Genomic DNA, 22,725 nt, shown 5'->3' with positions numbered 1-22,725 from the left:
GCCGGCGGAGACGCCGCCGCTGCCATTGCCCTTGCCCGAGCGCGGTCCGCTGGACTGGTCGGCGCCGCCATTGGCCTGGCCCAGCATGCGGCGGATGTTGTCCTGCCGTTCCTTCTCCAGCGCGGCGGCGTCTCCGCCGGCTACCTGGGCCGCGTGGCGGCGCTGATCAAGCGCAACGTGGTGTTCGATCCCAATTCCGTGCCCGGCAACCCGGCGGTCGAGATCCAGATCCAGACCTCGCCGGACGGCACCATCGTGGGCACGCCGCGCATCACCAAGTCCAGCGGCAATCCCACCTGGGACGACGCCGCGGTGCGGGCGGTGCAACGCGCCGAAGTGATGCCGCGCGACACGGACGGCCGGGTGCCCTCGCCCTTCCCGATCATCGTGATGCGGCCGAAGGACTTCTGAAGCTCAGCGCAAAGCGCACGCCGGGACTTAGCGCCGCTTGCGACGCCCCGCGCTCGGAGCGGCCGCAGGCGCTTCCCGCGCCCATGCCCTTTCCTGCCGCAGCCATTCGCGCAGCGCGCCGGGCGCCTCCAGCGCATGGAGCAACTGCCGCAGCCCCTTCTGGGCCGCCACCAGCGACTGCTTGCGTGCGCGCAGGTCGGCCTCGAAGCTGGCCGCCGTGAGCGTGGGATGCGCGGGCAGCCCGAAGGCCTGTGCCAGCCGCTGCTGCTCGGCCCGCCATTGCGACTGCAGATCCGCCAATTGGCTCGCCAGCAGCTGGTTGTAGCGGGCGATGGCGTCCTCGTTCATCTGCGCCAGGCGGCTGGATTCTGCGCTGGCCAGCGTCTGCTGGATCTCCAGCAGTTCGAGCAACTGGCCGGCCTCGTAGGCGCGGTTGGCGCGCTGCATGAGCGCGGTCTTGCGCGCCCGCTCGACCGGATCGGGCTCGCGGTCGGGATGCAGCTGGCTGGCGAGGCGGCGGAAGACCTCGCGCAGCGGCACGGTGGTCTCTCGGGCCTCGGCCCGGGCAGCGCGCTCCTGGGCCTGGCGGGCGCGCCGGTCGCGGTGGGCATTGCGGGCGGCCTCGGCGCGCTCGGCGGCGGCGCGGGCCTCGGCCTCGGCGCGTTCGGCCAGGGCCGCCGGGTCGTCGTCCAGAACGTCGTCAGTCGTGGGGGCCATCGCCTCCGCCCCACTGCCAGGGCCGTGCGTCCCTTCTGCCGGCGCGGCCTCCTCCGGCGCGTAGTAGGCCCGCAGGCGCTGCATCGCCGCGCGCCGCGCCGCGTCGCCCGTGTCGGCCATTTCGCCGGCCAGCTGCGCGATGAGTTCATGCAGCCCCACCCGCTCGGGGTGCGACAGCCGCTCGCCGCCCGAGGCCAACGCATCGAGCCGCTCGACCAGTTCTGCCCGCAGCGCGTCGTAGGTCTCGTGCAGGGGCGCGACCTCGCGCGCGTACTGCACGTTCAGGCGATCCGCCAGCTGCTGCCAGTCGGCGAGCCGCGCGCGGGCAGCCTCGATGTCGGCCAGCAGTCGTGCGAAGGCGGCCCGCGGCGAATCCACGCGGCCTGTGCCGGCCTCGGCCGACGCCAGATCCTGCCGCCGCGCAACGCTTCCGCCGCCCATCAGCGCAGATCCGCCAGGCGGTCGGTCTCGCGGATCAGCGCGTCCAGGATGCCGGGCTCCGAGTACGCATGGCCCGCGCCTTCGATCAGGTGGAAGTTCGCCTCGGGCCAGGCCTGGTGCAGTGCCCAGGCATAGCGCATCGGGCAAGGCATGTCGTATCGGCCGTGGACGATGGCGCCGGGAATGCCCTGGAGCTTGTGCGCGTCGCGCAGCAGCTGGCCGTCCTCCAGCCAGGCACCGTGCACGAAGAAGTGGTTCTCGATGCGGGCGAAGGCAAGCGCGAAATGCGGGTCGCGGAAGGGCGCGCTGAAGGCCGCGTCGGGCAGCAGCGTGATGGTCTCGCCCTCCCAGATCGTCCAGGCCTGCGCGCAGGCGAGCCGGGCGGCCTCGTCGTCGCCCGTCAGCCGGCGGCGGTAGGCCGCGATCATGTCGTGGCGTTCCTCGGGCGGGATCGGCGCCTGGAAACGTTCCCACTTGTCCGGGAACATCTCGGAGACGCCGAACTGGTAGTACCACTGCAGCTCGGCCCGCGTGACGGTGTAGACGCCGCGCAGCACCAGCGCGCTCACCCGCTGCGGATGCGTCTGGGCATAGGCCAGCGCAAGCGTGGAGCCCCAGGAGCCGCCGAAGACCTGCCAGCGCGGCACGCCGGCGATCTCCTCGCGCAGCCGCTCGATGTCGGCCACCAGGTGCCAGGTGGTGTGGGCCTCCAGACTCGCGTGGGGCGTGGACTGGCCGCAGCCGCGCTGATCGAACAGCAGCACGTCGTAGCGCGCCGGATCGAAGAGCTGGCGATGGGCGGGCGAAATGCCGCCGCCCGGCCCGCCGTGCAGGAAGACCACCGGCGTGGCGCCGGGCGTGCCGCAGCGCTCCCAGTAGACGCGGTGGCCATCGCCCACGTCCAGCATGCCGGTGGCGTAGGGCTCGATGGCGGGATAAAGCGTGCGCAGCGTGGTGTCCATGTTCGACGCGCTCATGCCGACTCGTACACGATGGCCGCCTGCCCCGCCTCGGCCTGCGCCATCCAGCTGGCCAGCGCCGCATCGACCGGGAAGAAGCGCGCCGACTCGCCCAGCTGCAGTTCCACCTGCGCGCCCGCGCGCCTGAGCGCCAGCCGCACCGGCAGCCCGCGGTGCACGTCGCCCTGCTCGGTCGCCTCGACGCGCGCCGGGTGGTCGCGCACGATGCGTGCGATGTCCGGCAGCTTGCCGTTCACGGCCACGCGCAGGTACTTGCCGAAGCGGCAGCGCGCGGCCGCCAGGTCCCACACCTGCTGCACGTTGAAGCGCGGCTCGAAGCCGCCGCGGCCCGGCTGCAGCCGGCCGCTGACGATGACCAGCTCGTCTTCCTTGAGCAGGTTGCGCGCCGCGTCCAGCACCGCCTCGTCGGCCACGGCCTCGATGGTGGCCGTCTTGTCGTCCAGCGCGAAGATGGCCAGGCGCCCGCGCTGGCCGCTGATGACGCGCAGGCCACTGACGATGCCGGCGATCATCTGCGGCTCGCGGCTGTCGATCAGCTCGTCGATCTGCCGCCGCGCGAACTGGCGCACCTCGCGCGACACCTCGTCGAACAGGTGGCCCGACAGGTAGAAGCCGATGGCGGTCTTCTCGTGCGTCAGCCGCTCCTTCACGCCCCAGGGCGTGACTTCGGCCAGCGGCGGCGCCTCGGTGCTGCAGCCGGGGCCGCCGTCCATCATGTCGAACAGGCCGCCCTGGTTGGCGTTGGCTTCCTGCGCCGCGGCATAGTCGAAGGCGCGGTCCAGCGAGGCCACCAGGGCTGCGCGGTCGGCATGCAGGGTGTCGAAGGCACCGGCCTTGATCAGGGCCTCCACCGTGCGCTTGTTCAGGCGCTGGCGGTCCACCCGGGCGCAGAAGTCGAACAGGCTCTGGAAGGGGCCGCCCTCCTCCCGCGCCTTGACGATGGCCTCGATGGCCAGCTGACCCGTGCCCTTGACGGCGCCCAGGCCGTAGCGGATGACCTTGTCGCTCACCGGCTCGAAGCGGTAGCGGCCGCGGTTGACGTCCGGCGGCTCGAAGCTGATGCCGAAGTTCTTGACCGCGTCCTCGAACAGCACCTTGAGCTTGTCGGTGTTGTCCATTTCCACCGTCATGTTGGCGCAGTAGAACTCGGCCGTGTAATGGACCTTGAGCCAGCCGGTGTGGTACGCCAGCAGCGAGTAGGCCGCGGCGTGCGACTTGTTGAAGCCGTAGCCCGCGAACTTCTCCATCAGGTCGAAGATCTCGTCGGCCTTGTCCTGCGGAATGCCGTGGGTGGCGAGGGCACCAGCGCGGAACTTCTCGCGGTGCTCGGCCATTTCCTCGGCCTTCTTCTTGCCCATGGCCCGGCGCAGCAGGTCGGCGCCGCCGAGCGAGTAGCCGCCCAGGATCTGCGCCGTCTGCATCACCTGCTCCTGGTAGACCATGATGCCGTAGGTCTCGGAGAGCATCTCGGCCACGGCCGGGTGCGGATACTCCACCTCTTCGCGGCCGTGCTTGCGGGCCACGAAGCTGGGGATCAGGTCCATCGGGCCCGGGCGGTACAGCGCGTTCAGGGCGATCAGGTCTTCCAGCCGCGTCGGCCGCGCGTCGCGCAGCATGCCCTGCATGCCGCGGGATTCGAACTGGAACACGGCCTCGGTCTTGCCTTCCTGGAACAGCCGGTAGGTCGGCTTGTCGTCCAGCGGGATGTTCTCGTAGGCGAAGTCGGCCCGGTTCTTGTGGCGCTGCACGATGAACTCGCGCGCGATCTCCAGAATGGTGAGCGTGGCCAGGCCCAGAAAGTCGAACTTGACCAGGCCGATGGCCTCCACGTCGTCCTTGTCGTACTGGCTCACCGCCGACTCGCTGCCCGGCTGCTGGTAGAGCGGGCAGAAGTCGGTGAGCTTGCCCGGCGCGATCAGCACGCCGCCGGCGTGCATGCCGATGTTGCGGGTCATGCCCTCCAGCCGCTGCGCCATCTCGACGACGGTCTTGACCTCTTCTTCCTTCTCGATGCGCTCGGCCAGTTGCGGCTCGGCGGCGATGGCGTACTTCTCCTTGTCGGCCTCGGACAAGTCCTTGGGCGGGTACTGCAGCGTGACCGGCTTGCCCGGCTTGTTGGGGATGAGCTTGCTGATGCCGTCGCAGAAGTTGTAGCTCATGTCCATCACGCGGCCGACGTCGCGGATGGCGGCGCGCGCGGCCATGGTGCCGAAGGTGGCGATCTGGCTCACGGCGTTGCGGCCGTACTTCTGCTTGACGTACTCGATGACGCGGTCGCGGTTGCCCTGGCAGAAGTCGATGTCGAAGTCGGGCATGGACACCCGCTCCGGATTCAGGAAGCGCTCGAACAGCAGGTTGTATTCGAGCGGGTCCAGGTCGGTGATCTTCAGCGCATAGGCCACCAGCGAGCCGGCGCCGGAACCCCGGCCCGGGCCCACCGGGCAGCCGTTGTTCTTGGCCCAGTTGATGAAGTCGCCCACGATCAGGAAGTAGCCGGGGAAGCCCATCTTGAGGATGGTGCCGATCTCGAATTCCAGCCGTTCCACGTAGCGCGGGCGCTGCTTGTCGCGCTTGGCCGGGTCGGGGTAGAGGTGCACCAGGCGCTCCTCCAGGCCCTCGAAGGAGGCCAGGCGGAAGAACTCCTCCATGGGCACGCCGCCAGGCGTCGGAAAGTCGGGCAGCCGCGGCTTGCCCAGCACCAGCGTCAGGTTGCAGCGGCGGGCGATCTCCACCGTGTTAGCGATGGCGCTGGGCACGTCGGCGAAGAGCGCGCACATCTGCTCGGCGCTCTTGAAGTACTGCTCGCGGGTGAAGCGGCGCACGCGGCGCTGGTTGCCCAGGATCTCGCCTTCGGAGATGCAGACTCGGGCCTCGTGGGCCTCGAATTCGTCCGGCTCCAGGAACTGCACCGGGTGCGTGGCCACCACCGGCAGCGACAGGCGCGCGGCCAGCTTGACGGCGGCGACCACGTGCGGCTCGTCCTCGGGCCGGCCGGCGCGCTGCAGCTCCAGGTAGAAGCGGTGCGGGAACAGGCCGGCCAGGCGCAGCGCGACCTCGCGCGCGCGCTCGTCGTTGCCCGCCGCCAGCGGCGCGCCCAGCGGACCGGCCTGGGCACCCGACAGCAGGATCAGCCCGCCGTTCAGCTCTTCCAGCCAGGCCCACTTGGCCTTGGCCTGGGCCTCGCCGCGGCCCACGTTCTGGGTCCAGCCGCGGGCCAGCAGCTCGCACAGGTTGAGGTAGCCCTCGCGGCTCTGCACCAGCAGCACCACGCGGGAGGGCGGCGCGTCGGCGTCCAGCCCTTCCATGGCGACTTCGCAGCCCAGCAGCGGCTTGACGCCCTTGCCGCGGGCCTGCTTGTAGAACTTGACGCCGCCGAAGAGGTTGTTGAGGTCGGTGATGGCCAGGGCGGGCTGGCCATCCTTGGCGGCTGCCTTGACGACATCGTCGATGCGGGTGGTGCCGTCGACGACGGAAAACTCGGTGTGCAGGCGCAGGTGAACGAACATCCGGTCGATTGTAAAAACCCCCGCATCCCGCGGGCCGGCGGTGATCGGAAATCCGGCCGGCTGCGTACCCTGCACACCCCATCCTGCCGAGCACCGCATGCCCGACTCCCACGGCTTCAAGGGCAACAAGGCCGCCCTCCCCGCCAAGCCCTGCGCCGTCTGCGGCCGGCCGATGAGCTGGCGCAAGGCCTGGGCGCGCAATTGGGAGCAGGTGCGCTACTGCTCCGACGCCTGCCGGCGCCGCCGCGCGGAGGCGCCGCGGTGAGCCTGCGCCGCCTCGTCATCGTCCTGGGCGACCAATTGGACCTGGAGGCCAGCGGCTTCGACGGCTTCGACCCGGCGCAGGACGCCGTCTGGATGGCCGAGGTGGTCGAAGAGGCCAGCCATGTCTGGTCGATCCAGCCGCGCATCGCCATCTTCCTGGCCGCCATGCGGCACTTCGCCCATGCGCTGGTGGAGGCCGGCCGCACGGTGCACTACACCCGGCTGGACGGCGAGGGCAACCGCGGCAGCCTGGCGGCCGAGCTGGAACTGGCCATCCGCACGCATCGGCCGCAGGCCCTGGCGATGACCGCGCCCGGCGAGCATCGCGTGCTGCAGGCGATCAAGGCGGTGGCCGAGGCGGCCGGCCTGCCGCTGGACGTCCGCGAAGACCGCCATTTCTTTTGCACCGTGCGCGACTTCGCCGCGCATGCCCGCGGCCGGCGCCAGCTGCGCATGGAATTCTTCTACCGCGAGCAGCGACAGCGCCACGGCGTGCTGATGGATGGCGACGCGCCCACCGGCGGCCAGTGGAACTACGACGCCGACAACCGCGCCGCCTTCGGCAGGCAAGGCCCCGGCCTGGTGCCGGAAGGACCGGCCTTCCCGCCCGATCCGCTGACGCAGGGCGTGCTCGACATGGTGGCCCGGCGCTTTGCCGACCGGCCGGGCAATCTGGCCCACTTCGCCTGGCCGGTCACCCGCACGCAGGCGCTGGAAGCGCTGGACGACTTCGTCGCCCACCGTCTGGCCGACTTCGGCCACTGGCAGGACGCCATGTGGCCGGGCGAGCCCTGGCTCTGGCATTCGCGGCTCTCGGCCGCGATGAACCTCAAGCTGCTCCATCCGCGCGAGGTGGTGGGCGCCGTCGAAAAGGCCTACCGCGCTGGCCACGTGCCGCTGGCCAGCGCCGAGGGCTTCATCCGCCAGATCCTGGGCTGGCGCGAATACGTGCGCGGCATCTACTGGACGCGCATGCCGCGCTACCTCGAACTCAACGCCCTCGACGCCCAGGAGCCGCTGCCCGCCTTCTACTGGACCGGCGAGACGCCGATGGCCTGCCTGGCCGACGCCATCGGCCAGACGCTGGAACACGGCTATGCCCACCACATCCAGCGGCTCATGGTCACCGGCCTCTATGCCCTGCTGCTGGGCGTCGCGCCGCAGCAGGTGCATGCCTGGTACCTCGCGGTCTACGTCGATGCGGTGGAATGGGTGGAATTGCCCAACACGCTGGGCATGAGCCAGTTCGGCGACGGCGGCCTGATGGGCAGCAAGCCCTATGTGGCCTCGGGCCGCTACATCGAGCGCATGAGCGCCGGCAGCCTCTGCAGCCGCTGCCGCTTCAAGCCGGCCGAACGGCTGGGCGACGATGCCTGCCCCTTCACCACGCTGTACTGGGATTTCCTCGCCCGCCACGAGGCGCGCCTGTCGGCCAATCCGCGCATGACCATGCAGCTGCGCAACCTGCAGCGCCTGGACGCGGAGGAACGCCGACGCATCGCCGAGCGTTCGGCCGCCATCCGGCGCGGCGAGGCCGCGGTTTGAATCCGTTCGTCCATCCACGGAGACCCGCCATGCCCCAGACCCTGCTCGTCACCGGTGCCACGGGCTTCGTCGGCCGCCATCTGGTGGCCCGCCTGCTGGCCGACGGCCACACGGTCATGGTGCTGTCGCGCGATGCGGCGCGCGCCCGCCGCACGCTGGGATCGGAGGTGCGCGTGCTCGACCGGCTGGGCGACATCGCCCCGGACACCCGCATCGATGCCTGCATCCACCTGGCCGGTGCCCGGGTGCTGGGCCAGCCGTGGACGGCGGCCCGCCGGGAGGAGCTGATGCGCAGCCGCGCCGCCCCCGCGGCCAAGCTGCTGGGGCTGATGCACCGCCTGGAGCGGCCGCCGCGCGCCTTGCTCGTGGCCTCGGCCATCGGCTGGTACGGCAAGGTCGCGCAGGGGGCGGACCTGCCCTGCGACGAGACGGCACCGCCGCAGCCCGGCCAGTTCCAGTCCGACCTCTGCGCCGCCATCGAGCGCGACGCGCAGCAGGCCGAGGCCCTGGGCGTCCGGGTGGTACGGATGCGCTTCGGCGTGGTGCTGGGTGCGGACGGCGGCGCCTATCCGCCGCAGGCGCTGCCCGCGCGGCTCGGCCTGGGTGCCGTGCTCGGCGACGGCCGCCAGCCCGCGCCCTGGGTGCATGTGGACGACGTGGTCGGCCTGGCCTGCTTCGCGCTGGCGCAGGAGGGCCTGTCGGGCCCCGTCAACGTGGTCGCGCCCGAGACGCCGACGCAGGCCGAGTTCGCGCGGGCGCTGGCCGCCTCCTTCGGCCGCCGGGTGCACCTGCGCGTGCCGGCCGCCGTGCTGCGGCTGGCGATGGGCGAGATGTCGGACCTGCTGCTGGCGGGCCGCCGCGTGGTGCCGGCGGTGGCGGCGGAGGCGGGCTATGCCTTCCGGCATCCCGCGCTGGCGCCGGCGCTTCAGGCGCTGGCCGCGCAGATGCGGGCCTAGGCGCCGCGGCAGAGCGGCTTCCTACAATCCGCGCCGTGTCCGAATCCGTGCTCAACATCTCCGCCTATCTTTTCGTGCCCATCGGCGACCGCGACACGCTGCGGCCGCAACTGCTCGCGCGCTGCCGCGCGCTGGGCCTGATGGGCACCATCCTGCTGGCGGAGGAAGGCATCAACCTCTTCCTGGCGGGCGCTGCCGACGCCGTGCGCGGCTTCGTGGCCGAACTGCGGGCCGATCCGCGCTTTGCCCCGCTCGCGCCCAAGGAAAGCTGGTCCGCCCACCAGCCCTTCCGCCGCATGCTGGTGAAGAACAAGCGCGAGATCATCCGCATGGACCATCCCGCCATCCGCCCCTCGGCCGGCCGCGCGCCGGCGGTGGACGCGCCGACGCTGCGCCGCTGGCTGGACCAGGGGCACGACGACGCCGGCACGCCGGTGGTGATGCTCGACACCCGCAATGCCTTCGAGGTCGACTACGGCACCTTCGAGCAGGCCATCGACTGGCGCATCGGCAAGTTCAGCGAATTCCCGGCGGCGGTGCATGCGCACCGTGAGGAACTCGAAGGAAAGACGGTGGTGAGCTTCTGCACCGGCGGCATCCGCTGCGAGAAGGCCGCCATCTACATGCACGAGCTGGGGCTGACGAACGTGCTGCAGCTCGAAGGCGGCATCCTCAAGTACTTCGAGGAAGTGGGCGGCGCGCACTACCGCGGCGACTGCTTCGTGTTCGACGGCCGGGAAGCCCTGGCGCCGGACCTGAGCGCGCGCTCGACGCATGCGAGCGCCCGGGCCTTCGAAGATCCGGACCTGCCTCTCAAGCAGGGCTGAACGACGCCTCGATCAGGCCTTCGAATTACCTTCCGGCTCGGCCGCACTGGTCGATGACTGCGTCTTGAAGGGATGGTCGGGCAGCGGGATGAACTCCGTCTCGCCCGGCACATGGCCCATGCGTTGCGCCTCCCAGTCCGCGCCCGCCTGCAGGATGCGCTCGCGGCTGCTGGAGACGAAGTTCCAGCTCATGAAGCGCGGCCCGTCCAGCGGCGCGCCGCCCACCACCACCAGGCGGCGGGCGCCATCGGCCGTGATGCGCACCGCGGCCCGCTCGTCGGCGCCCGACTCCTCGTCCGGCAGCACGCCCATGGTGTGCATCGGCAGCGCTTCGCCGTCGATGCGCACCTCGCCATCGATGGCATAGACGGCCATCTGCGGCGCCAGCGGCGGCAGTGAGAAGGCCGCGCCCGCGGGAAGCGCGATGTCGAGGTACAGCGTGGGCATGAGTGTCGGCACCGGCGAGCGCAGGCCGAAGGCCTCGCCCACCAGCACGCGCACCGGCACGCCCTCGACCTCGGTCGCCGGGATGTCCGCGGCGCCCGTGTGCGAAAAGCTGGGTTCGACCTCTTCGTGCGCGCGCGGCAGAGCGCACCACAGCTGCAGGCCGTGGTTGACGTAGGTCTGGTCCTTGAGCGCCTCGGGCTTGCGCTCGGAGTGCACGATGCCGCGGCCGGCGGTCATCCAGTTGACGGCGCCGGGGCGGATCTCCTGCACCGAGCCCAGGCTGTCGCGGTGCATCATCGCGCCCTCGAACAGGTAGGTCACCGTCGCCAGGCCGATGTGCGGATGGGGCCGCACGTCGTGCTGGTCCTCCGGCGTCTCGGTGGCCGGCCCGAAGTGGTCGAAGAAGACGAAGGGGCCGACCGCGCGGCGCTGCGCGGCCGGCAACACGCGCCGGACCTTGAAGCCGCCGCCCAGGTCCTTGGCATGCGGATGAAGCGTGAGAAGGTCGGACATGGCGGCTTTCGGTTTCTGCTGGCGTGGAAAGGGTGCTGCGGCGTCAGGCCAGCAGCTTCAGCGCGCCTTGCAGGCGTTCGCCAAAGGCGCGGGCGGTCTGCAGGTCGCCGGCGGGAATCTCGGCCGGGCTCGCATCCGACGGCGAGGTGGTCATCAGGCCGCCGAAGCCGCCGACGTAATTGAGCGAGTCGCGCGTCGATTCCTTCTTGTTGCTCGGCATCATGCCCATGCCCACCCACAGGCCGCTGTGCTGCATGGCCAGCTGCCAGAAGTAGGCGATGGTGGCGAACTTGTCGCCATTCATGGTGGCGCTGTTGGTGAAACCGGCGAAGAGCTTGTTCTTCCAGCCCTGGACGAACCAGACCTTGGACGAGGCATCGGCGAACTTCTTGAACTGCCAGCTGGGCGCGCCCATGTAGGTCGGCGAACCGAAGACGATCAGCTTGGCCGCGGCCAGGGTGTCCCAGGCGCCCTCGGGCACGTTGCCGTCGGCGTCGATGGCGATCAGGGCGGCGTCGGCGCCTTCGGCGACGGCCTGGGCGACGCGCTGGGTGTGGCCGTAGCCGGAGTGGTAGACGATGGCGATGTCGGTCATGGTGGCTCCTTCAAGCAACAGGGAAAAGGATGGATCGAAAGCGCGGCCACCTGCGCGGGGCGGGGGCCGCGGCGCGCATCAACGGCGGTCGATGCTGAAGCGGCCGGGGCCGAAGGCGGTGAAGGCCAGCAGGCCGCCGGCGATGGCGACGTTCTTCCAGAACATGATCTGCATCATCATGACCTTCTCGGGCGGCATGGCCCAGTAGTTGTGGAAGAAGACGGCGGCTGCCACGGTGAAGACGGCCATGACCAGGGCCACGAGGCGGGTCTTGAAGCCCACCACCAGCGCGATGCCCAGCACCAGTTCCACCAGGATGGCGATCACGGCGCCCACCTGCGGCAGCGGCAGGCCGACGGAGGCGATGTAGCCCACCGTGCCGGCAAAGCCGGTGAGCTTGCCGATGCCGGCCGGGATGAACAGGGCCGCGATCATGAGGCGGCCGACCAGGGCGAGGCCGTCCTGCGTCGGGGTGGTGGTGGAGGTCTGGGTGATGGCCATGGGAATAGCTCCTAGCGTTGAAAAAATGGTTGGACGGGATTGGAAACAAGGAATGGGGCCGCCGCATGACGGACGGCACCGCGCAAGGCGTCGATGACGAAACGGCCCGCACTGGGCGGGCCGTCTCATTCTGCGATCACGGCGCCAGGTCGAACACCAGCACCTCGGCATCCTGGCCGCCGGCCAGGCGCAGCTGCGATTCGGCCGCGATCATCGCCGCATCGCCGCCCTGCAGGCGCTGGCCGTTGACCTCCAGCGCGCCGCGGATCAGGTGCACGTAAGCCTTGCGGGCCGGGTCGAGCTTCAGTTCGGCAGATTCGTCGCCGTCGAAGAGACCGGCGTAGAGCCGCGCATCGGCGTGCATGCTCACGGCGGCGGCCTCGCCCTCGGGGGCGGCCACCAGGGCCAGCCTGCCGCGCTTGTCGGCCACCTCGACCGGCTTCTGCTCGTAGCCGGGCGCGATGCCGCGCACGTCGGGCTCGATCCAGATCTGCAGGAAGTGCGTCGCCTGGTCCTTCTTGTGGTTGAACTCGCTGTGCATCACGCCGCGGCCGGCGCTCATGCGCTGCACGTCCCCGGGTGGAATCGATTCGACGTTGCCCATGCTGTCCTTGTGGGCCAGCTCGCCGTCGAGCACGTAGCTGATGATCTCCATGTCGCGGTGGCCATGGGTGCCGAAGCCGGCGCCGGCGGCCACGCGGTCCTCGTTGATCACCCGCAGGTTGCCCCAGCCCATGAAGGCGGGGTCGTAGTAGCCGGCGAACGAGAAGCTGTGGAAGGACTTGAGCCAGCCATGGTCGGCATAGCCACGTTCCTGGGACTTGCGGATCTGCAGCATGATGTTGAACTCCTTCGAATGGGGCGGGCGGTGGCGCCCGGTGCGCCGGCCTTCCCCGGTAGGCGGCACCCGACTGCGCCGCGATGGGATGAACTTTAGGCCGGTAGTGCCGGCCTGGAATGGCACCGTCTTGAAGACGTCATTCAAAATTTCTGAATGACAATCCCGCCATGTCCACCGCCCGCGAAGTCCTGACCCCCGATGCCCTGGCCATGCTGCAGACCGTGGCCGACCGCGGCAGCTTTGCCGCGGCGGCCCGCGCCCTGGGCCTGGTGCCCTCCGCCCTCACCTACCGCGTGCGGCAGATCGAGGAGGCGCTGGACGTGCTGCTGTTCGACCGCAGCGCCCGCCAGGCCCGGCTGACCGAGGCCGGCCGCGAACTGCTGCGCGATGCCGCACGGCTGCTGGGCGAGATCGACGCCGTCGCCAACCGCGTGCGCCGCATCGCCACCGGCTGGGAGCCGCAGCTGACCATCGCCATCGACAGCGTGATCGCGCGCGACCCGCTCTACGACCTGGTCGGCGCCTTCTATGCCCTGTCGCCGCCCACGCGGCTCAAGCTGCGCGACGAGACGCTGCTGGGCACCATCGAGGCCCTGACCAGCGGCCAGGCCGACCTGGCCATCGGCTCGGTGCTGGACGCGGACGGCCTCGGCTTCACCGGCACCGGCATCCGCAGCTGCGTGCTGGGTCAGCTGTCCTTCGTCTATGCGGTGGCGCCCCACCATCCGCTGGCCCGCACCCGCCAGCCGGTCACCGAGGCCATGATGCGCGAGCACCGCGCGGTGGCCGCCGCCGATTCGGCCCGCCTGTCGCAGGGCATGAACGTCAACCTCCTGGCCGGCCAGGACGTGCTGACGGTGCCGACCATGCAGGCCAAACTGCATGCCCAGCTCCACGGACTGGGAACCGGCTTCCTCCCCGAGCCGATGGCCCGGCCCTACCTGGAGGCCGGCCACCTGGTCGCGCTGCCCACCGAGCGCGCCGCGCCCACCACCCACATGCATGCCGCCTGGCGCGTGCGCAGCACCGCGCAGCCCGGGCTGGCGCTGCAATGGTGGCTGTCGCAGTTCGAGCACGCCGGCACGCGCGAGGCGCTGCTGACGCGGCACCGGGGGCGCTGAGCGTCGAGGCGGCCTGCCCGCCGGGCCGCCCAGGGACAAACCCGTGCGCCCTGCGCTGTCGCGGCATGCCGGGCCGTGGCTGCGGTTAGAGTCGGACGCCTATCCCCGCTGCCTGCACGACCTGCCGCCATGCCTTCCACCGCCGCCGACCGCCCCCACTCCCCATCCCGCCGCATCGCCATCGTGGGCGCCGGCATCGCCGGACTCGCGGCGGCCCGCACGCTGGCACAGGCCGGCGTGGACGTCGCGGTGTTCGAGCAGGCCGCCACGCCGGGCGGCCGGCTGGCCGGCATCGACAGCCGCGCCGGCAGCTTCGACACCGGCGCCCAGTACTTCACCGTGCGCGACGCGCGCTTCAGGCAGGCGCTCGACGCCACCGCCGCGCCCTGCCGCCCCTGGAGCGCCAACGCCGTGCGCGTGCTCGACGCCCTGGGCCGCGTGGTCGAGGCCTCGCTGCCCGGCCTGGAGCCGCACTGGGTCGGCCTGCCCCGCATGGACGCCCTGGCCTCCCACTGGGCCGCGCCCCTGGGCGATGCCCTGCACCTGGACACCACCGTCGCGCAGCTGGAGGCCGACACGCTGCAGCCCGGCCGCTGGCAGCTGCGCACCACCGGCGACGCCGACGGCCATGCCGTGCATGCCGGCTTCGACGCCGTGCTGCTCGCGGTGCCGGCCAGCGTGGCGCGGGGCCTGCTGCAGCCCGTGGCACCGGCCCTGGCCGCGCCGCTGGCGCCGGTGCGCATCGCGCCCTGCTGGTCGCTGCACATCGCCTTCGCGCAGGCCAGCCAGCCCGGCCTGCCGCACCTGGGCCCGCAATGGAACTGCGCCCGCTCCACCCACCATCGCGTGGCCTGGCTGGCGCGCGAATCGTCCAAGCCCGGGCGCGGGCGCATCGAGCGCTGGACGGTGCAGGCCAGCGCCGAGTGGTCGGCCGAGCACATCGGCGACGACGCGGCCCGGGTGCAGGCCAAGCTGCTGCGCGCCTTCGCCGAGATCACCGGCATCCGCGTCGATCCCTCCTTCGCGCAGGCCCGCCTGTGGACCGAGGCCAAGACCGAGACGCCGCTGGGCCGCAGCCACCTCTGGAACGCCGCCTCGGGCATCGGCCTGGCGGGCGACTGGTGCCTGGGCCACCGGGTCGAGGACGCCTTCGTCTCGGGGCTCGAGCTGGCACTGGCCGTCCTCTGAGTCTTTGAGCCCCTGAGGCCCGTGTCCGGCTACGTCGGCCGCTTCGCGCCCTCGCCCACCGGCCCGCTGCACGCGGGCTCCCTGGTGGCGGCGCTGGCCAGCTGGCTCGACGCCCGCGCGGCCGGCGGCCGCTGGCTGGTGCGCATCGAGGACGCCGACACCGAGCGCTGCCAGCCCGGCATGGGCGAGCACATCCTGCAGCAGCTGGCCGGCTGCGGCCTGCTGCCGGACGAAGCGCCGGTCTGGCAGACGGCGCGCGTCGACCGCTACCAGGCGGCGCTGGACCGGCTCACCGGTGCGGGCCTGGCCTATCCCTGCGGCTGCACGCGGCGCGAGATCGACGCCGCGCTGGCCGCGCAGGGCATCGGCCACGACCGGCATGGCGAGCGCGTCTATCCCGGCACCTGCCGCCACGGCCTGAACGGCAAGGCCGCGCGGGCCTGGCGCTTTGCCACCTGGCGCATGCCTGCGCCCACCATCGACTGGGTCGACCGCCGGCTGGGCACGCAACACCAGGACGTGCGGGCCGAGGTGGGCGACTTCGTGCTGCGCCGCGCCGACGGGCCCTGGGCCTACCAGCTCGCCGTGGTGGTCGACGACGCCGGGCAGGGCATCACCGACGTGGTCCGCGGCGCGGACCTGACCGACAACACGCCGCGGCAGATCCTGCTGCAGCGCGCGCTGGGCCTGCCAATGCCGCGCTACCTGCACACGCCTCTGGTGCTGGGTGCCCATGGTGAGAAGCTGTCCAAGCAGAACGGCGCCGCGGCCATCGATACCGGCACCCCGGCTGCGGCGCGGGCGGCGCTGGATGCTGCCGCGCAGGCCCTCGGGCTTCCCGCGGCACCATTGCAGGATGGTGTCGAACAGGCCCTGGCGGGCTGGGTCGCACCCTGGGCCGCTCTCTACAATCCCGCGCTGTGACCGCCGACGAAACGAACGACTCCCCCGCTGCCCCGCCCGAATCCGGCGACACCGACCATCCCCACCGCCGCATCCGCAGCTTCGTGCGGCGCGCCGGCCGCACCACCGACGCCCAGGCCCGCGCCTACGCGGACTTCGGCCCGCAATTCCTGATCGCCTACCGCCCCGCCCCGCTGGACTTCGCCGAGGCCTTCGGGCGCGCGGCCCCCACCGTGCTGGAGATCGGCTTCGGCATGGGCGAGGCCACGGCGCACATTGCCCGCGTGCGGCCGGGCGACAACTTCCTGTGCTGCGAGGTGCACGAACCCGGCGTAGGCGCGCTGCTCAAGCGCGCGGGCGAGCAGGGCCTGGCCAACATCCGCATCGTGGCGCACGACGCGGTCGAGGTGCTGCAGCACATGATCCCGCCCGGCAGCCTGGCCGGCGTGCACGTGTTCTTTCCCGACCCGTGGCACAAGAAGCGCCACCACAAGCGCCGGCTGATCCAGCCGGCGTTCGTGCGCCAGCTGGCCGAGCACATCGCCCCCGGCGGCTACCTGCACTGCGCCACCGACTGGCAGCCCTATGCCGAGCAGATGGGCGAGGTCCTGTCGGGCGAGCCGCTGCTGGCCAACACGGCGGCGCCCGATGCGGGCGGTTTCGCGCCGAAGCCGGACTACCGGCCGCTCACCAAGTTCGAGAACCGCGGCATCAAGCTCGGCCACGGCGTCTGGGACGTCGTGTTCAAGAGGATCTAGCCCCCCCATGCCGCTTCGCGGCTGAACGCATTCGCCCCTCCTGTCGTCTGCCGGACAGGCGCCACCCGCGGCGCAGGCCTACAGTGCCGTTTCCCCACGACAACGACGGAGACGACCATGGCCCACAGGGCGACTTTCGTGCGCATGCAGGACAGCACGCGCGAGGACTGGCAGGCCATCAGCGGCGAGTTCGTGCACTTCGCCGGCGGGCTGCCCGAGCGGGTGATGGCGCACCTGAAGCTGCTGGAGGGCGACTACGGCGGCTTTCCGGTGGACCGCTACACCCACAGCCTGCAGACCGCCACCCGCGCACTGCGCGACGGCCGGGACGACGAGTACGTGGTCTGCGCCCTGCTGCACGACATCGGCGACACGCTGGGCGCCTTCAACCATCCGGACATCGCCGCGGCCATCCTGCAGCCCTTCGTCAGCGAAGAGAACCACTGGATGGTCAAGCACCACGGCATCTTCCAGGGCCACTACTTCTTCCACCACATCGGGCTGGACCGGGACCTGCGCGAGCAGTTCCGCACGCATCCGCACTTCGACCGCACGGCCGAGTTCTGCGAGCTCTACGACAACCCGGCCTTCGACCCGAAGGGCGAGACGCTGCCCATCGGCGAATTCGAACCCATGCTGCGCCGCCTGATGGCCCAGCCGCGCCAGAGCATCTACAAGAAGGCCCTAACGGCAGAAGCGGCTTGAGCCCGCGCGCTGCCGGCAGCGCCCCGACACGCGACCATCCGAACCTGCCGCCCGCGCGGCGCCCAAGGAGACAGCCATGAACGCCACCACCCAAGCCGAACTCAGCGAAGTCCGCCGCCTCGTCTCCGACGAGGAATGGCAGCTGCGCGTGGACCTCGCCGCCTGCTACCGCCTCGTCGCGCTCTACGGCTGGAGCGACCTGGTCTTCACCCACATCAGCGCCCGCATCCCGGGGCCGGACCACCACTTCCTGATCAACCCCTACGGGATGATGTTCGACGAGATCACGGCCTCCAGCCTGGTCAAGGTGGACATGGACTGCAACAAGCTGATCGACTCGCCCTACCCGGTCAACCCGGCCGGCTTCGTCATCCACAGCTGCATCCACGAGGCGCGCGAGGACGTGCAGTGCGTGCTGCACACCCACAGCCGCGCCGGCGTGGCCGTCAGCGCGCAGAAATGCGGTGTGCTGCCGATCAGCCAGCAGAGCACCTTTGTGCTGGCCTCGCTGGCGTACCACAGCTACGAGGGCGTGGCGGTGCGGGACGACGAGAAGCCGCGCCTGCAGCAGGACCTGGGCCGCAACAACTACATGCTGCTGCGCAACCACGGCCTGCTCACCGTGGGCAAGACGGTGGCCGACGCCTTCCTGCACATGTACACCTTCGAGAACGCCTGCCGCATCCAGATCGACGCCCAGGCCGGCGGCGAGCTGGTGCAGGTCGATCCGCGGATCATGGACGGCATCTCCCAGGTGATGAAGAAGGTCACCACCGGCCAGGGCGCCAACATCGCCTGGCCGGCGCTGCTGCGCAAGCTGGACCGGGAGAGCCCGGGCTACAAGGACTGAGCCCGGGCCGTCCGGGGGCTTTCTAACCTTTGTTGACAATCGGCGGCATGCATCGCCGCCAAGCCCTGCTCCGCCTCGCCGCCCTGCCTGTCGCCACCGGCCTCGCCGGCTGCGCCGAGATCCAGAAACCCGCAGAAGCCCTGGCCGAATCGCTGGCCGCCGATGCCCGCATCGAGGCGCTGATCCTGCGCATGACGGTGGAGGAAAAGGTCGGCCAGCTGAGCCTGTATGCGCCGGCCGCCGAGGAGATCCTGGGCAATCCGCAGACCGGCCAGGTCGGCCTGCGCCAGCAGTTCGATGACATCCGCGCGGGCCGCGTCATGGGCCTGTTCAACGGCGAGGGGCTGGCGGCCAAGCGCCGCGCGCAGGAGGTGGCGGTGCGCGAATCGCGCCTGGGCATTCCGCTGCTCTTCGGCGTGGACATCATCCATGGCTTTCGCACCGTGTTCCCGGTGCCGCTGGCCGAGGCCGCGAGCTGGGACCCGCCCCTGTCGGAGCGCACCGCCCGCGCCGCCGCGCGCGAAGGCACGGCCGACGGCTTCCGCTGGACCTTCGCGCCCATGATCGACATCGCCCGCGACGCCCGCTGGGGCCGTGTGGTCGAGGGCTATGGCGAAGACGTGCTGCTCACCCGCCGCTTCGCCGCCGCCCGCGTGCGCGGCTTCCAGACGGCGGACCTGTCCCGCGCCGACGCCATGCTCGCCACGCCCAAGCATTTCGCCGGCTACGGCGCGGCCGAAGGCGGGCTGGACTATGCCGCTGTGGACCTGTCGGAGCGCACGCTGCGCGACGTCTACCTGCCGCCCTTCAAGGCCGCAATCGACGCCGGCGCCCTGTCGGTGATGGCCGCCTTCAACGAGATCGGCGGCGTGCCCTCCAACGCCAATCCCTGGCTGCTGACGCAGGTGCTGCGGCGCGAATGGAGCTTCGAGGGCTTCGTGGTCTCGGACTACACGGCCGACGAGGAACTGATCGCCCACGGCTTCGCCGCCGACGAGCGCGAGGCCGCGCGCCGCGCCTTCCTGGCCGGCACCGACGTCAGCATGCAGAGCGGCCTGTACATGCGCCACCTGCCCGAGCTGGTGCGCAGCGGCGACGTCGCCATGGCGCGGCTGGACCAGGCGGTGCGCCGCGTGCTGCGCGTCAAGCAGCGGCTGGGCCTGTTCGAGCAGCCCTTCCGCGGCCTGCAGGAGGACGCACCCGGCGCGCCGCCGCGCTTCGACGGCGTCGCCCACCGCCAGCTGGCCCGCGAGGCGGCGCAGCGCTGCATCGTGCTGCTGAAGAACAGCAGCGATGTGTTGCCGCTGCCCCGCTCGGGCCGGCGCATCGCGCTGATCGGTCCCTTCGCGGATGCGCATTCGCTGTTCGGCCCGTGGCGGCCCTTTCCCGGCCAGTTGCCGCCGGTGGGCATCGAGGACGCAATCCGCGCACAGCTGGCCGACGCGTCGCTGCTCACCGTCGTGCGCGGCAGCGACGTGGAATCGCCGCTGGACGGCGGCATCGCCCAGGCCGTGGCCGCCGCACGCCAGGCCGACGTGGTGGTCATGACGCTCGGCGAGAGCGACCAGATGTCCGGCGAGTCGCGCTCGCGCACCGACATCGAGGTGCCCCCGGCCCAGCAGCAACTGGCCGAAGCCGTGGCCGCCACGGGCAAGCCGGTGGTCGTGCTGCTGCGCAACGGCCGCGCGCTGGCCCTGCGCGGCGCGGTGCGCAATGCCCAGGCGCTGCTGGTCACCTGGTTCCTGGGCACGGAAACCGGCCCGGCCATCGCGGACATCCTGTTCGGCGATGTCTCGCCCTCGGGCCGCCTGCCGGTGAGCTTTCCGCAGACGCCGGGCCAGGTGCCCTTCTACTACGCCCACAAGCGCACCGGCCGGCCGGATGCGCAGGGCGGGCCGGGACGCTTTCGCACCCGCTACCTGGACGCGACCAACGAGCCGCTCTATGCCTTCGGGCATGGGCTCGGCTATGCGCCGGTGCAGTACGCCGCCCTGGAACTCAGCCCCGGCCGCCTGACGCCCGGCCAGCCCCTGAGCGTGGTCGCCACCGTCGCCAACACGGGCGCACGCGCGGTCGACGAGACGGTGCAGCTCTACATCGGCGCCCGCGCCGCCAGCTTCACGCGGCCGGTGCGCGAACTGAAGGACTTCCGCCGCGTGCGCATCGAGGCCGGGCAGACCGTGCAGGTGCGCTTCACCCTCACGCGGGACGACCTGCTCTTCACCGGCGCCGACATGCGGCCCACGGTGGACACCGGCGAGTTCGACCTCTGGGTCGGCCCGTCGGCCGTCGCCGGGCTGCATGCCACCTTCATGCTCGTGCCGGGCTGATCGGGCTGATCGGGCTGGGCCGGCGCGCAGGCCGGCTTACATCGACGTCCGACCTCGGCACCGCGCCCCGGCCCGGGCGCCTGCGGGCGGCGGCGCTCGCCCGCGCCCCTGACAGGCCCCATCGGCCCATTCCCACATGGCAGCGACGGGCTGCCACGCAAGGTGTTCCCACGTGCCGGCGCCGTGCCGGCCCCAAGAAGGAGCAACCCATGGCCCGAAGCAGCCTCCTCGGCAATGCCGACAACACCCTGCCCCACGACGACGACACCACGCTGCTCGGCCCGAGCGACAACTCGGACAGCGGCAGCGACACGGTGGGCGAAGACGCCTTCCTGGCGCGCCCGGAAGACAGCCCCGGCGGCCCGATGCTGGAGCCGCTGGGCGGCGCCACCGATGCCTCGGGCACCGGCGAGCGCGCGGACGTCGAGGGCACGGTGACGCCCGATGCCGACATCCTGCCCGACCGTGTGATCGGGCCCGACGACGGCATGACGGACGAGGACGTGCGTGTCGCCGTCGGCGAGATGGTCGACGACGAGGACACGGATGACGATGGCGACGGCGACGAGGTCTGACCCACCGATCGGCGCGAAGCCATGAACAAAGGGCGGCCCGACCTACGTCGGACCGCCCTTTTCGCATCCCGGTCGGCGCGTGCGATGCACGCGCCGCAGTGCCGGTTTCAGTCGGCCTGGATGCCCAGCTCCTTGACGACGCGCGTGAAGCGCTCGAGGTCGGCCGCCGTCGTCTTGGCCAGCACATCCGGCGCGCCACCGACGGGAATGGTGCCCAGCGTCTTCATCTTGGCCACCACGTCGGGCATCTTGATGATGTCGTTGAGCTGGGTGTTGAGCGTCTTCACGATCTCGGGCGGCAGGCCCTTGGGACCGTACAGGCCGTTCCAGGCCGTGACCTCGACGTTCTTGTAGCCGAGCTCACCCAGCGTCGGCACGTCGGGCGCAAGCGGACTGCGCTGCGCCTGGGCGACGGCGAAGAGGCGCATCTTGCCGTCGGCGATGTAAGGCGCGATGGGGCCGTAGGTCATCCAGGTCAGGGGCACATGGCCGCCGGCGATGTCGGTCAGCGCCGGCGCCACGCCGCGGTAGGGCACGTGGCGGAAGTTGGCGCCGGCGCTCTTGTTGAACATTTCGCCCAGCACGTGCATGGGCGAGCCGCTGCCGGGGCTGGCGTAGGCCAGTTCGCCCTTCTTTGATTCTTCCATCGCTTCCTTGAGCGACTTGGCCTTGGTGCCGGGACCGGCGGCGATGAACAGCGGCTGCGCGCCGGTCTGGATGATGGGCGTGAAGCCGTTCGTCACGTCGTAGCCCGCCTGCGGGCTGGTCTTGAGCACCAGCTGCGCCATGGCGAAGGTGTTGGGTGCCAGCAGCAGCGTGTAGCCGTCGGGCTGGGCCTTGCCCACGAAGGCGCTGCCGATCACGCCGCTGGCGCCGGGCTTGTTGTCCACCAGCACCGGCTGGCCGAGGCGCGGCGCCAGCTTCTCGGCGAACACGCGGGCCAGCGCGTCCGTGTCGCCGCCTGCGGGATAGGCGACGACGATGGTGATCGGCTTGGACGGCCAGTTGCCCTGCGCCAGTGCGGCGCTGGCAGCACCGACCAGTCCCAGGCCCAGCATCAGGGAGCGGAGAAGTTTCGTAGGGAAGGACATGATTGGTTTATAGGTGAAACGACGATTCTTTTCTGAAATGCCTCGCGGAGCGTAAAGGCTGAGGCGTGCTTTGGTGTGCGGGTAAATCCCAGGTTCAGACAGTTTTTGATCCATATGTGAATCAACGATCTATTACAGGAACATCATTGCAGGAAGCATGCCCAAGGCAAAACGCCCCGGCGCGGCAGGCGACGGGGCGTTTCAGAGAGCGGCTGCAAGCGCTTGGTGCATCCGACGACGGGAGCCGCACCGGACCGGTGCATGCTTAGGACGACCTTTCCAGCGTTCGCGACGCTGGCGCACCGCCCAACGGCATGAAACCGGCGCCACCCTCGTGGTCAAAGGGCCGCGGAGCAGGCGATGCCAGTGCGCCCGCGGAACCGGCTTTGCCGGGCCGCCGGGTGCGCCCCTTGAGGGGGATTGGACTTCCACACGCAGTGAGGAAGTCCAAACGGGGTGGTCTCGAGCCGCCGCGGAACCGGCTTTGCCGGGCCGGGGGGTGCGCCCCTCGAGGGGATTGAACTTCCACACGCAGTGAGGAAGTCCAAACGGGGTGAGCTCAACCCTCCGCGGAACCGGATTTGCCGGGCCGCCGGGTGCGCCCCTTGAGGGGATTGGACTTCCACACGCAGTGAGGAAGTCCAAACGGGGTGGTCTCAT

21 protein-coding genes are annotated in these 22,725 nt (G+C 70.9%); 13 read left to right on the top strand and 8 right to left on the bottom strand.

Annotated elements, in window-relative coordinates:
- Window positions 1-411 (top strand): energy transducer TonB (locus NS331_RS19390; protein ID WP_193758157.1); only part of this gene is annotated, 411 nt, incomplete at its 5' end.
- 27 nt (window positions 412-438) lie between these two features.
- Here the strand turns inward: NS331_RS19390 and NS331_RS19385 are convergent.
- From NS331_RS19385 to dnaE, 3 genes are read right to left on the bottom strand one after another with little or no spacing between them, the layout of a single operon-like run.
- Window positions 439-1,569: a J domain-containing protein gene (locus tag NS331_RS19385; protein ID WP_058643598.1), complete on the bottom strand. Its 1,131-nt coding sequence runs from the start codon at window positions 1,567-1,569 to the stop codon at window positions 439-441.
- Window positions 1,569-2,546 (bottom strand): prolyl aminopeptidase, encoded by a 978-nt coding sequence (gene pip / locus NS331_RS19380; RefSeq protein ID WP_242873826.1) that lies wholly within the window; start codon window positions 2,544-2,546, stop codon window positions 1,569-1,571. The genes NS331_RS19385 and pip overlap by 1 nt, the downstream gene beginning before the upstream one ends.
- Complete coding sequence (dnaE, locus tag NS331_RS19375; RefSeq protein WP_058643596.1) at window positions 2,543-6,055, bottom strand: DNA polymerase III subunit alpha; 3,513 nt, start codon at window positions 6,053-6,055, stop codon at window positions 2,543-2,545. The genes pip and dnaE overlap by 4 nt, the downstream gene beginning before the upstream one ends.
- A gap of 97 nt (window positions 6,056-6,152) precedes the next feature.
- On the opposite strand from dnaE, the gene NS331_RS25750 reads away from it, so the two are divergent.
- Genes NS331_RS25750 through NS331_RS19360 form a run of 4 tightly spaced genes read left to right on the top strand, consistent with a single transcriptional unit; the run spans window position 6,153 to window position 9,647 of the window.
- Window positions 6,153-6,320 (top strand): DUF2256 domain-containing protein, encoded by a 168-nt coding sequence (locus NS331_RS25750; RefSeq protein WP_082702628.1) that lies wholly within the window; start codon window positions 6,153-6,155, stop codon window positions 6,318-6,320.
- Window positions 6,321-6,322: 2 nt separating this feature from the next.
- Window positions 6,323-7,864, top strand: a complete 1,542-nt coding sequence (locus NS331_RS19370; RefSeq protein WP_058643600.1) for a cryptochrome/photolyase family protein — start codon at window positions 6,323-6,325, stop codon at window positions 7,862-7,864.
- Window positions 7,865-7,893: 29 nt separating this feature from the next.
- Window positions 7,894-8,820 (top strand): TIGR01777 family oxidoreductase, encoded by a 927-nt coding sequence (locus NS331_RS19365; RefSeq protein WP_058643595.1) that lies wholly within the window; start codon window positions 7,894-7,896, stop codon window positions 8,818-8,820.
- Window positions 8,821-8,855: 35 nt separating this feature from the next.
- Window positions 8,856-9,647 carry a sulfurtransferase gene (locus NS331_RS19360; RefSeq protein WP_058643594.1) on the top strand — a complete coding sequence of 264 codons (792 nt, stop codon included), beginning with the start codon at window positions 8,856-8,858 and terminating at the stop codon, window positions 9,645-9,647.
- Window positions 9,648-9,659: 12 nt separating this feature from the next.
- On the opposite strand, the gene NS331_RS19355 is transcribed toward NS331_RS19360, so the two are convergent.
- The 4 genes from NS331_RS19355 to NS331_RS19340 form a co-directional block, all read right to left on the bottom strand.
- Window positions 9,660-10,607, bottom strand: a complete 948-nt coding sequence (locus tag NS331_RS19355) for a pirin family protein (RefSeq protein WP_058643593.1) — start codon at window positions 10,605-10,607, stop codon at window positions 9,660-9,662.
- A 43-nt stretch (window positions 10,608-10,650) separates the two neighbouring features.
- The gene (locus NS331_RS19350) at window positions 10,651-11,202 is read right to left on the bottom strand and encodes a flavodoxin family protein (protein ID WP_058643592.1); all 552 of its coding nucleotides are present in this window, start codon (window positions 11,200-11,202) and stop codon (window positions 10,651-10,653) included.
- 78 nt (window positions 11,203-11,280) lie between these two features.
- Window positions 11,281-11,703, bottom strand: coding sequence for a DoxX family protein (locus NS331_RS19345; protein ID WP_058643591.1), 423 nt, complete (start codon window positions 11,701-11,703; stop codon window positions 11,281-11,283).
- A gap of 136 nt (window positions 11,704-11,839) precedes the next feature.
- Complete coding sequence (locus NS331_RS19340) at window positions 11,840-12,541, bottom strand: pirin family protein (RefSeq protein WP_058643590.1); 702 nt, start codon at window positions 12,539-12,541, stop codon at window positions 11,840-11,842.
- A gap of 170 nt (window positions 12,542-12,711) precedes the next feature.
- Between NS331_RS19340 and NS331_RS19335 the strand changes: the two genes are divergently transcribed.
- The 8 genes from NS331_RS19335 to NS331_RS19300 all read left to right on the top strand — a co-directional run bounded on the left by NS331_RS19335 (window position 12,712) and on the right by NS331_RS19300 (window position 20,974).
- A complete protein-coding gene (locus tag NS331_RS19335; RefSeq protein ID WP_058643589.1) occupies window positions 12,712-13,665 on the top strand; it encodes a LysR family transcriptional regulator in 954 nt (317 codons plus the stop codon).
- 129 nt (window positions 13,666-13,794) lie between these two features.
- On the top strand, window positions 13,795-14,853 hold the full coding sequence (locus tag NS331_RS19330; RefSeq protein WP_058643588.1) for an NAD(P)/FAD-dependent oxidoreductase: 1,059 nt from the start codon (window positions 13,795-13,797) through the stop codon (window positions 14,851-14,853).
- Between the two features lie 12 nt (window positions 14,854-14,865).
- A complete protein-coding gene (gene gluQRS / locus NS331_RS19325; protein ID WP_058643587.1) occupies window positions 14,866-15,777 on the top strand; it encodes a tRNA glutamyl-Q(34) synthetase GluQRS in 912 nt (303 codons plus the stop codon).
- Complete coding sequence (gene trmB / locus NS331_RS19320; protein WP_058643586.1) at window positions 15,774-16,514, top strand: tRNA (guanosine(46)-N7)-methyltransferase TrmB; 741 nt, start codon at window positions 15,774-15,776, stop codon at window positions 16,512-16,514. Before gluQRS ends, trmB begins: the two co-directional genes overlap by 4 nt.
- Before the next feature lie 117 nt (window positions 16,515-16,631).
- On the top strand, window positions 16,632-17,219 hold the full coding sequence (locus tag NS331_RS19315) for an HD domain-containing protein (protein WP_058643585.1): 588 nt from the start codon (window positions 16,632-16,634) through the stop codon (window positions 17,217-17,219).
- A gap of 76 nt (window positions 17,220-17,295) precedes the next feature.
- Complete coding sequence (locus tag NS331_RS19310; RefSeq protein ID WP_058643584.1) at window positions 17,296-18,069, top strand: class II aldolase/adducin family protein; 774 nt, start codon at window positions 17,296-17,298, stop codon at window positions 18,067-18,069.
- Window positions 18,070-18,116: 47 nt separating this feature from the next.
- Window positions 18,117-20,399, top strand: coding sequence for a glycoside hydrolase family 3 N-terminal domain-containing protein (locus NS331_RS19305; protein WP_058643583.1), 2,283 nt, complete (start codon window positions 18,117-18,119; stop codon window positions 20,397-20,399).
- A 209-nt stretch (window positions 20,400-20,608) separates the two neighbouring features.
- Entirely contained in the window at window positions 20,609-20,974 is a 366-nt protein-coding gene (locus NS331_RS19300) for a hypothetical protein (protein WP_058643582.1), read from the top strand.
- 107 nt (window positions 20,975-21,081) lie between these two features.
- Here NS331_RS19300 and NS331_RS19295 read toward each other — a convergent pair whose 3' ends face one another.
- On the bottom strand, window positions 21,082-22,065 hold the full coding sequence (locus tag NS331_RS19295; RefSeq protein WP_082702626.1) for a Bug family tripartite tricarboxylate transporter substrate binding protein: 984 nt from the start codon (window positions 22,063-22,065) through the stop codon (window positions 21,082-21,084).
- Window positions 22,066-22,725 lie beyond the last annotated feature (660 nt).

This window comes from Pseudacidovorax intermedius, assembly GCF_001476815.1.
GTDB lineage: Bacteria > Pseudomonadota > Gammaproteobacteria > Burkholderiales > Burkholderiaceae_C > Xenophilus > Xenophilus intermedius_A.
Note: the sequence above shows the minus strand (reverse complement) of the source record. Positions and strands in the feature narration are given on the sequence as shown.

Excerpts from the sequence above, each read along its gene's own strand:
- NS331_RS19385 (WP_058643598.1), bottom strand. The coding sequence starts at position 1,569 with ATGGGCGGCGGAAGCGTTGCGCGGCGGCAGGATCTGGCGTCGGCCGAG.
- pip (WP_242873826.1), bottom strand. The coding sequence starts at position 2,546 with ATGAGCGCGTCGAACATGGACACCACGCTGCGCACGCTTTATCCCGCC.
- dnaE (WP_058643596.1), bottom strand. The coding sequence starts at position 6,055 with ATGTTCGTTCACCTGCGCCTGCACACCGAGTTTTCCGTCGTCGACGGC.
- NS331_RS25750 (WP_082702628.1), top strand. The coding sequence starts at position 6,153 with ATGCCCGACTCCCACGGCTTCAAGGGCAACAAGGCCGCCCTCCCCGCC.
- NS331_RS19365 (WP_058643595.1), top strand. The coding sequence starts at position 7,894 with ATGCCCCAGACCCTGCTCGTCACCGGTGCCACGGGCTTCGTCGGCCGC.
- NS331_RS19355 (WP_058643593.1), bottom strand. The coding sequence starts at position 10,607 with ATGTCCGACCTTCTCACGCTTCATCCGCATGCCAAGGACCTGGGCGGC.
- NS331_RS19350 (WP_058643592.1), bottom strand. The coding sequence starts at position 11,202 with ATGACCGACATCGCCATCGTCTACCACTCCGGCTACGGCCACACCCAG.
- NS331_RS19345 (WP_058643591.1), bottom strand. The coding sequence starts at position 11,703 with ATGGCCATCACCCAGACCTCCACCACCACCCCGACGCAGGACGGCCTC.
- NS331_RS19340 (WP_058643590.1), bottom strand. The coding sequence starts at position 12,541 with ATGCTGCAGATCCGCAAGTCCCAGGAACGTGGCTATGCCGACCATGGC.
- NS331_RS19335 (WP_058643589.1), top strand. The coding sequence starts at position 12,712 with ATGTCCACCGCCCGCGAAGTCCTGACCCCCGATGCCCTGGCCATGCTG.
- NS331_RS19330 (WP_058643588.1), top strand. The coding sequence starts at position 13,795 with ATGCCTTCCACCGCCGCCGACCGCCCCCACTCCCCATCCCGCCGCATC.
- NS331_RS19315 (WP_058643585.1), top strand. The coding sequence starts at position 16,632 with ATGGCCCACAGGGCGACTTTCGTGCGCATGCAGGACAGCACGCGCGAG.
- NS331_RS19310 (WP_058643584.1), top strand. The coding sequence starts at position 17,296 with ATGAACGCCACCACCCAAGCCGAACTCAGCGAAGTCCGCCGCCTCGTC.
- NS331_RS19305 (WP_058643583.1), top strand. The coding sequence starts at position 18,117 with ATGCATCGCCGCCAAGCCCTGCTCCGCCTCGCCGCCCTGCCTGTCGCC.
- NS331_RS19300 (WP_058643582.1), top strand. The coding sequence starts at position 20,609 with ATGGCCCGAAGCAGCCTCCTCGGCAATGCCGACAACACCCTGCCCCAC.
- NS331_RS19295 (WP_082702626.1), bottom strand. The coding sequence starts at position 22,065 with ATGTCCTTCCCTACGAAACTTCTCCGCTCCCTGATGCTGGGCCTGGGA.